A 14,579-nucleotide genomic window follows, 5' to 3' on the forward strand; every position below is an offset into this window, starting at 1 on the left:
CCCTCCCTTTATTATTTATCTTTAGGTTGACATTCCTCTACGTATTAAGCTCGCAAAGATTCGTTTTATTCCCCTAGTTTCATTCGGTATCTTTATGTCACCTTGGTGAATACGTTCTGCCAAGGTATTTATTGCTTTTGCAGCTACTGAATTTGGAAATGCCATTATTATAGGTTTTTGCTGCATAATAGCTTGAGAAACAGCTCTATCCTGTGGTATACCTCCAAGATACTCCATCTCAATATCAAGGAACTTCTTCCCCACTGAATTTAACTTATTATAAATCTCTTTCCCTTCTTCTTCGGTATAAATTCGATTGGAAATTAATTTAATTACAGTTTCCTCTTTATTAAAATTTTCCCTACGATACAGTGCTTTTAAAACAGCATAAGCGTCTGTGATCGAGGTTGGTTCAGGAGTAGTAACTAAAAGGACCTCAGAACTAACAGAAACAAATTCCATTACAAGGTCAGATATTCCTGCCCCAGTATCCACAATGATGATATCTGCCAAATCGTCCAGATAGTCCATCTTCTCAATAAGATACATTATTTGTTCTTTCGTTAATCTTGTTAGTTCTGCAATTCCTGAACCTCCTGAGATAAAACCAACGTTTTGTGGGCCCTGTGTTATAATGTCTTTTAACTCTTTCCCTTGAAACATTAAATCTGCAAGATTATATTTCGGCCTTATACCTAACATTACTTCAATATTTGCAAGGCCAAAATCAGCATCAAGAATTAATACACGATTTCCTAATCGGCTAAGAGCAATTGCTAGATTTAGTGATGTACTCGATTTACCAACGCCGCCTTTTCCACTCGTAATCGTGATAACTCTTGCAGTTCCTCTTGGACGCGTCTGCTGATTCACTAATCTCCTTAACTGTTCTGCTTGATCCATTTATTCATTGCCTCCCAATAATTGCCGTGCAATACTTTGAGCGTCAAGTTTTTCGATATCATCTGGTACGTTTTGTCCAAATGTTGCATAAGACAATGGTGCATTGGTATACATACGAATATTAAAGATATTACCGATACCTATTGTCTCATCAAGCTTGGTAAAAATCAGTCGATAATTTACAATATCGGAATATGTGTCAGCAATGCGAATTAAATCTTTATATTTTGTTGTGGCACTTAATACTAGATATACTTCTCTATCTTCTTCAGGAACAATGTGAACTAATTTATCTATATCGTCTCTTTGTTCCTTACTCTTGTGAGATCTTCCAGCTGTATCAATCAATACAAGATCATAATCCTTAAACTCATCCATTGCTTCCTTCATCTCCGTCTCAGAATAAATAACACGAAGCGGAACATCTAAAATATCTGCATAGGTTTTTAATTGTTCAACAGCAGCAATACGATAGGTATCCGAAGTCATTAACGCTATCTTTGCTTGTTTTTCAACTTTATATGAAGATGCTATTTTAGCAATTGTAGTTGTTTTACCTACACCGGTTGGACCAATAAAATAAATAAACTTCGTTTTACCCCCCGAATATTCTATTGTTTTTGGTTGACCTAATTTTAAGATGATTTTTTGATAAAAGTTTCCAAGGATATAATCAATCGTCGTATCCTTCTTTAACATTGGATCAATCTCAGCTATAACCTGATTTGCATATTTTTCATCTACATCATGCGATATCAGTTGATTGTATACTAACTGAACACAAGAAAAATTCGGGTTTAATTCCTCAACCTTTTTCTTTTCTTTTACTTCTACCTTTTCTTCATGTTTAACCGTTTTGATTAACTGTTCTTCTAACATATTTTGTAGATTATTCAGCTTCTCTTCAATTGCAGATGGTTCTTTTACCAAACCTACTTCTTCTTTCGATTGATTTACATGAAACCCTCGATTAAACGAGCTATTTAATTGAGGGTTGATTCTTATGTTATCGTTCGAAGGAATTTCACCATCATTATGTGCCTGCGTTTCATCAATAGCAGCAGTCACTTCTACAAGAGGCTTGCGAAAAAGTTTAAATATTCCCTTAGGTGATATTGTTTTTATATTCATTACAATTGCATCTTTCCCTAGTTCTTCTTTCGCTAACAGTATAGCCTCTTTTTCCGAAGTAGCCTGGAACTTTTTAATATTCATTATGCAGTCACCATCCCAACTGATTGTAATTCAACATTGGATTCAATTTCATTATACGAAATGACAATTAAATCATTAAAATATTCCTTCGTAAGCTTTTTAAAATACATACGAACGATAGGTGAAGTAATAATAATAGGGTTTTTCCCTAAATTCTCTAATTTCTCAACCTCATCTTTTACTGATTTCATTATACTTTGAGTTTTTTCAGGGTCTATTGCAAGGAAAGCTCCCTGTTCCGTCTGCTTCACACTATTCATAATTTCTTGTTCTACCTTAGGATCAAGTGTTACCACGGAAGTCATCTCATTTGGCCCAAAGTACTTATTAGAAATCGCACGTTTCAGACTTTGACGCACATATTCTGTTAATACATCGGTATCTCTGGTTGTTGGTGCATAATCCGCTAAAGTTTCAAATATTGTTACTAAATCACGAATTGAAATTCCTTCTTTTAATAAGTTCTGTAATACCTTTTGTATCTCACCAACGCCAAGCAATTTTGGAACAAGTTCAGATACTAACGTATGATTTGCTTCGGTTATGTTGGTGATAAGATTTTGAACATCCTGTCTTGTAAGCAGCTCATCCAAATGACCCCTGATAACTTCTGTTAAATGAGTCGCAATAATGGATGGCGGATCGACAACAGTATAACCAAAGGATTCCGCACGCTCTCTCTGACTTTCAGTAATCCATAGTGCTGGTAAGTGGAACGATGGTTCGAAGGTAGGGATACCTGTAATTTCTTCTTCAACATAACCAGGGTTCATCGCCATATAGTGGTCGAATAATATTTCACCTTCACTTAACGGGATTCCTTTAATCTTAATCACATATTGATTTGGATTTAGCTGTATGTTATCTCTAAGACGTATGGTAGGAACAACACAGCCTAATTCTAATGCGATCTGACGTCTGATCAAAACAACTCGATCTAAAAGGTCACCACCTTGATTTACGTCAGCAAGTGGTATAATACCATAACCAAATTCTAATTCAATTTGATCAACCTGAAGTAAGGAAACCACATTCTCTGGTCTACGAATTTCTTCCCCAGATTGTTCTTCCGTGGAGGCTTCTTCTTCAATACTAGCAATTTTAACCCTCTTATCAATCACTCTTCCACAGAATATGAACATTGCGCCATAACCTGCAAATACTATGAATGGTAATGGAGTGACGATACCTAAAAATGTTAATGCTCCACCTACCATATATAATACTTTTGGTATTGAAAAGAGCTGTTTCATTAAAAGATCGCCAATATCAGCCTCTTTACTAACCTTTGTAACAACAATACCTGTTGCTAATGATATCATTAAGGAAGGTATCTGGCTAACTAAGCCATCACCTATGGTTAGAATTGCATACTTACTAAATGCCTCTCCCGCAGGTAATCCTGCTTTCATCATTCCCATGACAGTACCACCTATCATGTTAACTACGGTTATAATTAAACCTGCAACAGCATCTCCTTTTACGTACTTTGTCGCACCGTCCATAGCTCCAAAGAAATTAGATTCTTCTTGTATCTTTTCTCTTCTCTCTCTCGCTTGAGCATCTGTAATAGCTCCCGTGTTTAAGTCCGCGTCAATCGCCATCTGCTTACCAGGCATAGCGTCAAGAGTAAAACGAGCAGTTACTTCGGATACACGTTCAGAACCTTTATTGATAACTATAAACTGAATTATAATTAAAATTATAAAAACGATTACACCGATGATAACATCGTCCTGTCCTACGAATCTACCAAATTGGGTAACAACGGCTCCTGGATTTCCACTCGATAAAATTAACTTTGTTGAGGAAACATTTAATGAAATACGAAAGACCGTTGTAAAAAGCAGAATTGTTGGGAAGGTCGACATATTCAGCACTTCCTGCGAAAAAAGTGCATTGAATAATATAATCATCGAAATCGAAATATTCAATGCTAAAAGAAAATCGAGCAGTGTGGCAGGCATTGGAACGATTAAGAATATAATAGATGAGATAATAAATAAGCCAATACCTAAATCTGTTTTTTTCATCTTTACTGCCCCCCCCTTCCTTTCTATGTTTTTAATGAATATACATAAGCCAATACTTCAGCTACCATCTGATAAAGTTCTCCCGGAATCTCAGACTCAATATCAACATTATAGTAGAGCATTCTCGCCAGTGGCTTATTTTCAACTATCGGTATCTCATTCTCCTTCGCTATTTCTTTAATTTTCGCAGCAAGTAAATCTGCGCCTTTTGCAATTAGAATTGGAGCTTCGGATACTTCTTTATCATATTTTAACGCACATGCAAAGTGTGTAGGATTCGTAATTACAACGTCTGCTTCCGGTAATCTCTGCATCATACGTCTTTGAGAAGCTTGTCTCATTTTTTGTTTGATTTTACTCTTAATCTGAGGATCTCCTTCAGATTGTTTGAATTCATCTTTAATCTCTTGTTTTGTCATTCGCATATCTTTCTTAAACTTAATCTTTTGATAAATAAAGTCTGCTAAACCTACAACAATAAACAAGACACTAATTTTAATACCTAAGTCAAGTACGATGCTACCAATGTAGGCAATAACTACTTCCAGGTTTCCCATCTCATAAAGTAAGTATAACTTGCCTAATTCATCTTTTAATGCGTTATATACAATATAGATGATGATACCAACTTTTATAATTGACTTCACTAACTCCATGATTTTATCCATGGAAAGCATCTTTTTAAAACCACTCAGTGGATTTATTTTATTGAATTTAGGTTGTAGCGGTTTTCCTGTTAATTTCCACTTTACCTGAAATATATTAACGACGAAAGCTACTACAACACCTGTTATAAAAACTGGAAGACAAATTAATAGGATATTGATTCCCATCTGATTCATAAGTTTTGAACCAATTTGATAGGTCATTTCTTCTTTCGCAAGTGTTTCAATCTCCTTATACGATTTAGAAAAAGCATCCAGAAATCCACCCGCAATGTAACCAGAAAACAACTTTATAACCATAAAAAGTGCTAATAATCCTGAGGCTGTAATTAAATCTTGACTTCTGGCAACCTGACCTTCTTTACGTGCGTCTTCCAGCTTTTTGGTCGTTGCTTCTTCTGTTTTTTCGCCACCGGGTCCTTCTTTTGCGAAGAACTGAAGACGGTAAGCAACATAAAATTTGTTATTCTCTGGAATCACCAACGCATTCCCTTACCTTTCATCATTTTAAAAAGGAGATTGCACTCTTTAACATTCCCATCATCTCTGTAAAAATAAAATCTGCAACTGACGGTATCATCAAAGTCATAAACAGTAAGACGATAAACCCGATCAATACTTTTAACTGTAAACCAATAACAAACATATTCATCTGCGGCGCCACCTTAGCTAATATAGCTAATACCACATTAACGATTAACATAGACGCAAAAATCGGTAATATGATTCGAAAAGCAATGACAAAAAAGTCAACGACAAATTGTACCATTACAGTGTAAATTAACGGGTTTAGTTTTGCTCCACCAACCGGAATTACCTGATAGGAGTCAACAAGTGCTTTTATAATATAATGATGCATATTCGTTATTAATAAGAATAGCATTACTGCATAATGATAGAAATTTGCAGTAATTGTAACCTGGGCATTTGAAATCGGATCAAATTCATTCACCATCGAAAATCCAATTTCCATATCCATCAATTGTCCTGCAAGAGAGAGAATCTGAAAACATATATTAGAAAAGAAGCCCATGATAGCTCCAGCTAATGCCTCTCCTACAATAACAATTGCAAAACCAATCACACCTTCGTAAACTAATTCCGAATAGGGTATTGTTTGATTTAATATAATGGCTAACGTTAGGGATAGCCCAATCTTAACTTTCTGCGGTACATTCTTTAAACTAAAAAATGGTCCTGTATAAATGAACGCAGATATCCTCACCAGTATCACAAAAAAGAAAACTAACTGTTCTACAGGTATTACCATACCATCACCTGTCACTGTATAAAGTAACGGAAGTTATCCGCTAAATATAGAAAATATTCCGTTATATTTTTCATAATCCAATTACCACATAACATAAGTACTAGAAATACTCCAATTAATTTTGGAACAAAAGTGAGGGTTTGTTCTTGAACAGAAGTAACAGTCTGCAAGACGCTTACCACAAGTCCAATTACAAGTGAAGTAATCAACATCGGAGAAGATACTTTGATAATTAAGAATAATGTTTGACGAAGTAGTTCCACCAATAAATTTTCATCCATACACTATCCCTCCTTTCAGTAAAAGCTTTTGATTACTGAACCAATAATTAAATTCCAACCATCTGCCATAATAAATAATAAAATTTTAAATGGCATGGAAATCGTCGTAGGTGGAAGCATCATCATACCCATGGACATCAAAGTGGATGCCACTACCATATCAATGATTAAGAATGGTATGTAAATCAAGAAACCAATAATAAATGCTGCTCTTAGTTCACTTATGATAAATGCTGGAATTAACGCTGTGGAAGGAACATCTGCTCTGTCGTTAACTTCTGTGACCCCAGCGATATCAAGAAACAGTTGCATATCTTTCTCGTTGGTCTGATCAAACATAAAATCTCTGAGTGGCTCCATACCTTGCGTAAATGCTTGCTCTTGTGTAATTTCTCCCTTTGACAAAGGCTGGACTGCATTGGTATTAATGTTAGTAATTATTGGTGACATTATAAACAACGTCAAAAACAACGCCAGTCCAATTAAAACTTGATTCGGAGGAGTTGTCTGTGTTCCTAAGGCAGAACGAACAAAGTGAAGCACTACGATAATTCTAATGAATGAGGTTAACATAATTAGTATTGATGGTGCTAACGTAATCAATGTTAAGATTAGGAGCATCTTTAGCGTTGCTGAAAGTGACCCAGTCCCATCACCAGAGTTGAAAGAAAATGAAATATCGTTATTATTTTCTCCCTTATTAGAATTTGTGGTAGCTGTAGATTCCTTTGTTGTTCCATTCACCTCGGAGGCGTATACTTTTTTTGGAGCAACACAAAAAAAGGTTAATACTAACGCCATAATGACGAAAAGCCCAGTAAGGAAAATCTTCTTATCGTTAAGATTACATTTAGACGTCATAGGATATCAACCTTTTCCATTTGTTTTATTTTTTCCTGTCAATTCTGACAAGATCTGCTTAAAGTTTATCTCTTTCTTCACCTCAGTATCTTCCTTAAACTTTAGTTCGTCTTCGGAAAGTTCAGCGATGAAGGTGATATTTTCTTTTGTAATCGATATCACAACATAGCGTGTGCCAATCTGAACTAGTTGCAAAAACTTATTTTGCGTAATTCGGTATGTATCAATCACTTTAAAATTACTATGTTTTACTTGTTTCAGTTGCTTATTTGCAACAAATTTAGTTGTCAAATAGCAACCGATTACAATAAAGCTAAACAACAGAAGCAATCCAATCAACTCTAACCAACTCTTGTTAGAATTATATCCTGATCCTGGTAGAGACGAATATGCCCCTGTTGCAAGTATTATCTGAAAAATGGAATACATTATCCTATCGCCTTCTTAACCGCCTCAAGTACACGATCCGCTTGGAAAGGTTTTACTATAAAATCTTTTGCTCCTGATTGAATGGATTCTATCACCATTGCTTGTTGTCCCATCGCAGAACACATAATCACTGTTGCATTTGGATCTACTGACTTAATCTTCTTTAATGCTTGAATACCATCCATCTCTGGCATTGTGATATCCATCATAACCAAATCAGGCTTTGTCTCATTGTACCTCTCAACAGCTTTTAATCCATTCTCTGCTTCTCCCGCTACGGAATAACCATTCTTTGTAAGAATATCTTTAATCATCATTCTCATGAAAGCTGCATCATCACAAATTAAAATACTTTTTGCCATAACTTTGTTTCTCCTATTCTTTGATCTGTAATAGCCGTATACAATTATATAGCAAGCCGTATTCCGGCGCTATATAATTGTATTACTTATTTAATAATATCTGTAACTCGAATACCAAATGCTTCTTCGATTACAACTACTTCACCCTTGGCGACATACTTTCCATTTACTAAAACGTCAATTGGTTCACCGGCTAGTCGATTTAATTCTACAATAGTTCCGGGTGCAAAATCAAGTATTTCCCGAATAGATTTACTTGTTCGACCAAGTTCTACTGTAACCTCCAAAGGTACATCCAATAACAAATCAATATTCTCTGTCTGTAACAGAGGACTACCTGTATTAACAAAAGGTTGAAATTGTGCAGGTGCGATATTCACATTTTGCACCATACCTTGAGGTACTTGTTGCATACTCATCCCAGGCATAGCCATTCCTTGAAGTGACATTCCTTGCATCTGCGCCATCTGTGGCTGCATTTGTGGTGTTTGCATATTCATATTCTTTCCTATATCTTGAGTAAATGAGTTGTTGTTAGAAGTTTCTACTGGATCAGGTGTTACTGTCTTTTCTTTTTTTGGTTTAGAATATCCATCCGCTGCATTCGTTTCCGTCTCGGTATATTTCATGAATTGTTCATATAATTCTCTTGCAAAATCAAATGGATATAATTGCATTAATTCACTATCCACTAAATCACCAATCACCATACGGAAGGATACTTTCACAAAACGACTCTTTAAAAACTCTGCGATATCTCCCCCATCAATAACCTCAGGGATATCTACTATACTTGCTACTGGAGGAGTGATGTCTACTTTTTTCTCTAACATAGAAGAAAGAGAAGTTGAAGCTGAACCCATCATCTGATTCATTGCTTCACTAATTGCACTTAGGTGCAGTTCTGTTAAATCACCCTCACTATTTAGTCCATCTCCACCCATCATTAAGTCGGTGATGATTTTTACATCCTTTTCTTTTAAGACTAAGATGTTGTTTCCATCTAAGCCATCCTTATAGTAAATCTGAATAAAAACACATGGGCGATCATACGCTGACAATAAATCCTCCCACTCAGCATAGCATACTTTAGGAGTTGTAATTGTTACTTTTTGGTTTACCAGGGAAGAAAGTGTTGTTGCAGCTGTCCCCATACTGATATTAGACATTTCTCCTAATGCATCTATTTCAGAATCCGTGAGTGATTCGAGATCAGCAGCGGTTTCTACATTTTCGGTACCCATGCCATTTAATAGAGCGTTGATCTCTTCTTGAGATAACATACCATCCATCGATCTGCTACTCCTCTCTTATTATAGTTGAAATTTTTACTGCATAAGAATCCGATGACGCGCCAGGCAAGGCTGTAAATTTTTTGATATTCCCTACATAAACACTAAGTTCATCGTCAATCTTTCGATCCAGTTTAATAATGTCACCTTTTTGCATGTTAATTAACTCATTCAACGATATACTACTTTTACCTAGTACTGCTTTTACTGGTATTCTAGCTCTTGAAATTGCAGTTTCTATGAATTCTTGATAATTAGAATCGCCTTTCTCCTGCATTGTAGAGTACCAGTATTTCGTATTTAACTTGTCAATTATAACTTCCAAGCAAGCATATGGAAGGCAAACATTCATCATACCCTCAATATTTCCAATCTTTATGTTCAATGTTACAATTGAGGCCATGTCACTTGGTGATATTATCTGCGCAAATTGTGAGTTTGTCTCGATACGAATCAATCTAGGGTTTAGTTTCACAACATTCGCCCAAGGTTCTGCCAAAATATTTGTCATTACTGTAAAGATTCTCTCGATTATTACCAACTCAATTTCAGAAAAATCTCTAGATTTTTCAAGTGGATTACCACTACCTCCAAGCATACGGTCGACTATTGCATAGCCAACATTCTCTGCTAATTCAATTATTATATTTCCCTCCAGCGGAGCGAAATCTATGATACCAAGCAAAACAGGGTTGGACAGCGCATTGGTAAATTCTTGATACACAACAGCTTCCGAGTTAATAACCTCAACTTGTACATTTTTTCTAAGATACGCTGGCAAATGTGTTGACAATAATCTGCCATAATGTTCGAATATAATATCAAGTGTTCTAAGGTGTTCCTTCGAAAACTTTGAGGGACGGTGGAAATCATAATTCTTTACTGCTTTTTCACCCGAATCCCTAAATTCATCTGCATCAAGTTCACCACTGCTAAGTGCAGCCAACAGATTGTCTATTTCGCTTTGGGATAATACATCACCCATCGTTTAGCCTCCCAACCTCAAGAAATCTGTTTTATTCACTAACAAAGTCACTAAATGATACACTAATAATGAAATCAGAGCCAAAAACATCATTTTGAAGTACTTTTAATACATCTGCTTTAATATTCTCTTTATTCTCTTGCACTTCATTAATTGTGTACTTTTCAACTTCGGTGCGAATCACTTCTTTGATTCTACCCTCATTTGCCTCCACTAATGGGTTCATCTTACTGTAATCCTTATGACTCTTATTTAACACAAGAGACCACTTAACAACGGCAAAGTGTGATTTATTGTCACCTGGCACCTTCTTAAGATTGATAGTTAAACCAGTAGTTTCGGTAGGCTTATAAGTATCGATATCACCGATTGAAACTTTATCTTCCTTCACTACTACATTTTCAAGTTCCAGATCAACTGTTTGTGCCACCTTTGTGATTAAATGGTTTGTTTGTTTTACATTCGGTAGAAATACAAACAGCATAACTATCATTAAAGTCATATTAATTAATGTAGTAGCAAGTATAATTATCGTTAAGATATTCTTTTTCATAGGAAATACCTTGCCTTTCATATTTCTTTAGTCTGCCTAGATGATTTAAGGCTATCTTAGTTTGTATTTAGAGAATTATAAATTCTAATCTCGATACGTCTGTTTTTGGATCTTCCTGCTTCACTACTATTGTCAGCGATTGGATCATATTCTCCTCGACCAATCCATTCGATATTGGATGGATCAATTCCTTTCACATCGATTAAGTACTCTGCAGCATTGATTGCTCTCGCTGAAGATAATTCTTTATTGCTGCGATATATTCCAGAAGTTACTGGTACATTGTCGGTGTGTCCAATTACCGAGATTCGATATCCTTTATATGTTTTTAAGATGTCACCAACTTTTGAGAAGATAGGAAGCGCCTCACTTTTAAGCTGTGCTTTACCAGAATCGTAAAGTAAGGAACCGCTAATATTGATTAAAACGTATTGACCGCCTGTTTTGTCTGTCTCAATATCCAAATATTTATCTAGGTTATATTGACCACTCATCTCAGTAATATTCTCATACATTTTTTCAGTTTCAGCTTTATTCGCTTCTGTTAGGAGCTGCTTTAGCTCATCAATTTTTTCTCCGTCAACACTATCTATGGTTTGTCCCATATTAGTGAAGTACTGATTAAAATCATTCAATTGTGAAACTCCCATATTGATTAATTGACCATCTCCAATAGAGGAATGCCCTCCACTAAAGATACTAAAGCTACTGGATAAGGAAGCTGCAACCTGGTCAAATTTTTCTTGATCTACATTAGAAAAAGCAAATAATAACACGAAAAAGCATAACAGAAGGTTCATCAAATCTGCGAACGTATTCATCCACAATGGTGCTCCTGCTGAAGCCTCTTCCGTTTTCTTCTTTCTAGCCAATCGCTTCACCACCTTCTTGTCCTACTAACTCACTACGTTTTGCAGGGGACAGGAAGGATTTCAATTTTTCTTCAATTACTCGAGGGTTCTCACCTGCCTGAATTGACAGTAAGCCTTCCACCATAACTTCCTTCATCATAATTTCACTTGCATTGTTTGATTTTAATTTATTTGACACTGGAAGACAAATCCAGTTCGCCAACATGGAACCATAGAATGTAGTAACTAATGCTACCGCCATATTAGGACCAACGGAAGCAACATCCTCCATTTTACCAAGCATGTTAATCAAACCGATCAAGGTACCGATCATACCCCAAGCAGGACCCATAGCACCAAGATTATCCCAAAAACCAATAACTGACTTATGACGTTCTTCAATACAACCAAGTTCAGTTTCCAGGATACTTCTTACCAATTCCGGATCTGTTCCGTCAACGATGAGAAGAACTCCCTTTTTCATAAATTCATCTTCAATACTGTTTGCTGCTTCTTCAAGTGCTAACAATCCTTCTTTTCTAGCAACATTAGATAAAGTGATGATGCTTTCAATTGTTTCCTTCTCATTGGAAGGAAGCGGCTTTAATATTAAAGCAAAACTCTTTAAACCATTGAAAAATTCAGCAAAACTAGGACTCATAGCTAAAACTGTAAAGAACGCACCACCAAAAGTAATTAAGACTGAGTCTCTATCTACGAAAGCCATAATCGCTGAGAAACCATCCCCTATTGTGATACCAAAGATAACAAGGATCATTGCTAACACTAAACCAACTACGGATGCTAAATCCAAAAAAACCACCCACCTATCGTAAAATATTCAACTTCTATTGCTTATAGAAACTTTAAAACTTTGAAATCTTTATAAAATTTTTATATCTTCAGCACTTATAGTGCTTTTTTTCAAAATTACTTTTTTAGAAATTATTCGTCATTACCCGATATTGTCTGACAGAAAACTTCTTTTTTATACAATTTTACTAAAGTTACAACATTTTGTCTACTTTCTTTTACGAATATTTTCTTCCCATTCACTAAGGTAATTACCGTATCCGGAACCTCCTCTATGATTTCTATTAACTCACAATTTAGCGTAAATGGTATATCATTTAACCTAGTCAGATTAATCATGATATCCTCCCTTCCCCATTAGAACTTCCTGCATCCAAAGCCGTTACATCAGACACAGGAAGTTAAATAAATCTTACACTGAATACATGCTTACTCAGTAGGCTGGAAGTTTGTGCCGAGGATTACGCAGGCACAAACTTTCGTGTAAAGCTTTAGAATTTCTTAGGCGGCGTCTTTTGGTGCCTTAGAAATTCTCTTTACACTTATCTCTTCAAATTAATTAACTCCTCTAGAAGGGTATCTGAGGTTGTTATTATTCTTGAATTTGCCTGGAAACCTCTTTGTGTTGTTATCATTTCTGTAAATTGCTGTGAAAGGTCAACGTTCGACATTTCAAGTACACCTGTTATGAACTTACCACCGGATGATGTGATGTCCTCACCAACACCGTTAAATTCTCCAGAGTTTGGTGTTGCAGAGAACATATTATTTCCTATCGCTTCTAATCCAGCTGGATTAGAGAATGTTGCAACAACAACTTGTCCTAGTAATTTACGGTCTCCATTGTCATAAGTACCAAAAATCATACCCTGTTGGTCAATAGAAATACCTGACATATTACCAGCTGCCTTACCTGCACCAGTTCCATCAGCTTTTGCTCCCTTAGTGGACTCTACTGTTGTTGTACCACTGTTGTTGTACATAGTAATGGAAGAGAAATCAATATTAACATCCTTAAATGGGTCAGGATCAGCATTTACCTTAAACTTAATGCTGGTAGCATTGTCTGCATCATCACCTACGCTAACGAAGTTACCATTTGCACCATTGAATTTAAGGTCGATTTCATCACAATCTACTTCTATCGTTCCATCATCATTAACTGTGACAGAACCAGTACCATTACCAAAATTAAAGTCTGTAATGTTTGAAGCCTCGTATGTAATATCACCAGTGTCTGGATCAACTACTTTCTTAGCGAAGATAGAATCACCTTTTTTATCATAGATATTTTGAATGGTCACCTTATAATCACTCTTAGAATCTTCACTTTGCTTGATCTTAACTTCTGCAGTGTAGCTATTACCTAAATTATCAAAGAAAGACATGTTCACAATACGTCCTGTCGATGATGTTAGGTTTGTATCCATACTATCGATGTTTCCGTGAAGATAGATATCAGTGGTAGCTTCTGGTGCAGAATAAAGATTCTCCGGCGACATAATACGAAGCGGTGAAACTGAACCTGGTACCGTCTTTCTTGGATCCTCTCTACTTGGCTGCCATCCCATTACGGTTGCACCAGTTGGTGTACATAAAGTACCTGCTGCATCTACGTTAAAAGAACCTGCTTTGGTAAAAAAGTTACCTACACCGTTATTTACTACAAAGAAACCATCTCCCTCAATCATCAAATCGAAAGGATTGTCTGTTCTTTGAGAACCACCGGTTTTTGTAATGCTTGCTGTAATGGATGCAAGATTTGCACCAAGTCCAATCTGCATTGCGTTTGTACCAGCTGTTCCAGTATTTGGGTTAGGACCAGAAGCACTTTTGGTTGTCTGATATAAAATATCAGAAAATGTTGCAGAACTTGCTTTAAAGCCTACTGTGTTAACGTTTGATATATTATTACCAATAACGTCCATCTTGGTCTGGTGAACTCTAAGTCCTGATACACCAGAATATAATGATCTCATCATAAGAAAAAACCTCCTACTAGGTGAATGTGATTAGTTTCTGTCAATCCACTAATATCGCTTCCCGAAGGTCCAGCGATTCATTCA

16 protein-coding genes are annotated in these 14,579 nt (G+C 36.0%); all 16 read right to left on the bottom strand.

What is annotated here, in order from left to right; genetic code table 11:
* Nucleotides 1-21 precede the first annotated feature (21 nt).
* The 16 genes from CPHY_RS13900 to CPHY_RS13975 all read right to left on the bottom strand — a co-directional run bounded on the left by CPHY_RS13900 (nt 22) and on the right by CPHY_RS13975 (nt 14,495).
* Nucleotides 22-903, bottom strand: coding sequence for a MinD/ParA family protein (locus tag CPHY_RS13900; RefSeq protein ID WP_012200706.1), 882 nt, complete (start codon nt 901-903; stop codon nt 22-24).
* Nucleotides 904-2,118, bottom strand: a complete 1,215-nt coding sequence (flhF, locus tag CPHY_RS13905; protein ID WP_012200707.1) for a flagellar biosynthesis protein FlhF — start codon at nt 2,116-2,118, stop codon at nt 904-906.
* Nucleotides 2,118-4,151, bottom strand: a complete 2,034-nt coding sequence (gene flhA / locus CPHY_RS13910; RefSeq protein WP_012200708.1) for a flagellar biosynthesis protein FlhA — start codon at nt 4,149-4,151, stop codon at nt 2,118-2,120. Before flhA ends, flhF begins: the two co-directional genes overlap by 1 nt.
* 23 nt (nt 4,152-4,174) lie before the next feature.
* Complete coding sequence (gene flhB / locus CPHY_RS13915; protein ID WP_012200709.1) at nt 4,175-5,296, bottom strand: flagellar biosynthesis protein FlhB; 1,122 nt, start codon at nt 5,294-5,296, stop codon at nt 4,175-4,177.
* 22 nt (nt 5,297-5,318) lie between these two features.
* Complete coding sequence (gene fliR / locus CPHY_RS13920; protein WP_012200710.1) at nt 5,319-6,086, bottom strand: flagellar biosynthetic protein FliR; 768 nt, start codon at nt 6,084-6,086, stop codon at nt 5,319-5,321.
* A gap of 11 nt (nt 6,087-6,097) precedes the next feature.
* On the bottom strand, nt 6,098-6,367 hold the full coding sequence (fliQ, locus tag CPHY_RS13925) for a flagellar biosynthesis protein FliQ (RefSeq protein ID WP_012200711.1): 270 nt from the start codon (nt 6,365-6,367) through the stop codon (nt 6,098-6,100).
* A 15-nt stretch (nt 6,368-6,382) separates the two neighbouring features.
* A complete protein-coding gene (fliP, locus tag CPHY_RS13930) occupies nt 6,383-7,228 on the bottom strand; it encodes a flagellar type III secretion system pore protein FliP (protein ID WP_012200712.1) in 846 nt (281 codons plus the stop codon).
* A gap of 6 nt (nt 7,229-7,234) precedes the next feature.
* Nucleotides 7,235-7,657 (bottom strand): flagellar biosynthetic protein FliO, encoded by a 423-nt coding sequence (locus tag CPHY_RS13935; RefSeq protein WP_012200713.1) that lies wholly within the window; start codon nt 7,655-7,657, stop codon nt 7,235-7,237.
* Nucleotides 7,657-8,019 (bottom strand): response regulator, encoded by a 363-nt coding sequence (locus CPHY_RS13940; protein WP_012200714.1) that lies wholly within the window; start codon nt 8,017-8,019, stop codon nt 7,657-7,659. Before CPHY_RS13940 ends, CPHY_RS13935 begins: the two co-directional genes overlap by 1 nt.
* A gap of 86 nt (nt 8,020-8,105) precedes the next feature.
* Nucleotides 8,106-9,311 (bottom strand): flagellar motor switch phosphatase FliY, encoded by a 1,206-nt coding sequence (gene fliY / locus CPHY_RS13945; RefSeq protein WP_012200715.1) that lies wholly within the window; start codon nt 9,309-9,311, stop codon nt 8,106-8,108.
* Nucleotides 9,312-9,318: 7 nt separating this feature from the next.
* On the bottom strand, nt 9,319-10,296 hold the full coding sequence (gene fliM / locus CPHY_RS13950) for a flagellar motor switch protein FliM (protein ID WP_012200716.1): 978 nt from the start codon (nt 10,294-10,296) through the stop codon (nt 9,319-9,321).
* A gap of 31 nt (nt 10,297-10,327) precedes the next feature.
* Entirely contained in the window at nt 10,328-10,849 is a 522-nt protein-coding gene (locus tag CPHY_RS13955) for a flagellar basal body-associated FliL family protein (protein ID WP_012200717.1), read from the bottom strand.
* 56 nt (nt 10,850-10,905) lie between these two features.
* Complete coding sequence (locus CPHY_RS13960) at nt 10,906-11,730, bottom strand: OmpA/MotB family protein (protein ID WP_408611175.1); 825 nt, start codon at nt 11,728-11,730, stop codon at nt 10,906-10,908.
* Nucleotides 11,714-12,514 carry a motility protein A gene (locus CPHY_RS13965; protein WP_012200719.1) on the bottom strand — a complete coding sequence of 267 codons (801 nt, stop codon included), beginning with the start codon at nt 12,512-12,514 and terminating at the stop codon, nt 11,714-11,716. Before CPHY_RS13965 ends, CPHY_RS13960 begins: the two co-directional genes overlap by 17 nt.
* Nucleotides 12,515-12,645: 131 nt before the next feature.
* Nucleotides 12,646-12,852 carry a flagellar FlbD family protein gene (locus CPHY_RS13970; RefSeq protein ID WP_012200720.1) on the bottom strand — a complete coding sequence of 69 codons (207 nt, stop codon included), beginning with the start codon at nt 12,850-12,852 and terminating at the stop codon, nt 12,646-12,648.
* A gap of 203 nt (nt 12,853-13,055) precedes the next feature.
* Complete coding sequence (locus CPHY_RS13975; protein WP_012200721.1) at nt 13,056-14,495, bottom strand: flagellar hook protein FlgE; 1,440 nt, start codon at nt 14,493-14,495, stop codon at nt 13,056-13,058.
* Nucleotides 14,496-14,579 lie beyond the last annotated feature (84 nt).

Origin of the sequence: Lachnoclostridium phytofermentans ISDg (genome assembly GCF_000018685.1) — a bacterium.
In the GTDB taxonomy this organism is placed as follows: Bacteria; Bacillota; Clostridia; order Lachnospirales; family Lachnospiraceae; genus Lachnoclostridium; species Lachnoclostridium phytofermentans.

Excerpts from the sequence above, each read along its gene's own strand:
- CPHY_RS13935 (WP_012200713.1), bottom strand. The coding sequence starts at position 7,657 with ATGTATTCCATTTTTCAGATAATACTTGCAACAGGGGCATATTCGTCT.
- flhF (WP_012200707.1), bottom strand. The coding sequence starts at position 2,118 with ATGAATATTAAAAAGTTCCAGGCTACTTCGGAAAAAGAGGCTATACTG.
- fliM (WP_012200716.1), bottom strand. The coding sequence starts at position 10,296 with ATGGGTGATGTATTATCCCAAAGCGAAATAGACAATCTGTTGGCTGCA.
- CPHY_RS13900 (WP_012200706.1), bottom strand. The coding sequence starts at position 903 with ATGGATCAAGCAGAACAGTTAAGGAGATTAGTGAATCAGCAGACGCGT.
- CPHY_RS13955 (WP_012200717.1), bottom strand. The coding sequence starts at position 10,849 with ATGAAAAAGAATATCTTAACGATAATTATACTTGCTACTACATTAATT.
- CPHY_RS13970 (WP_012200720.1), bottom strand. The coding sequence starts at position 12,852 with ATGATTAATCTGACTAGGTTAAATGATATACCATTTACGCTAAATTGT.
- fliP (WP_012200712.1), bottom strand. The coding sequence starts at position 7,228 with ATGACGTCTAAATGTAATCTTAACGATAAGAAGATTTTCCTTACTGGG.
- CPHY_RS13975 (WP_012200721.1), bottom strand. The coding sequence starts at position 14,495 with ATGATGAGATCATTATATTCTGGTGTATCAGGACTTAGAGTTCACCAG.
- fliY (WP_012200715.1), bottom strand. The coding sequence starts at position 9,311 with ATGGATGGTATGTTATCTCAAGAAGAGATCAACGCTCTATTAAATGGC.
- fliR (WP_012200710.1), bottom strand. The coding sequence starts at position 6,086 with ATGGTAATACCTGTAGAACAGTTAGTTTTCTTTTTTGTGATACTGGTG.
- flhA (WP_012200708.1), bottom strand. The coding sequence starts at position 4,151 with ATGAAAAAAACAGATTTAGGTATTGGCTTATTTATTATCTCATCTATT.
- fliQ (WP_012200711.1), bottom strand. The coding sequence starts at position 6,367 with ATGGATGAAAATTTATTGGTGGAACTACTTCGTCAAACATTATTCTTA.
- CPHY_RS13940 (WP_012200714.1), bottom strand. The coding sequence starts at position 8,019 with ATGGCAAAAAGTATTTTAATTTGTGATGATGCAGCTTTCATGAGAATG.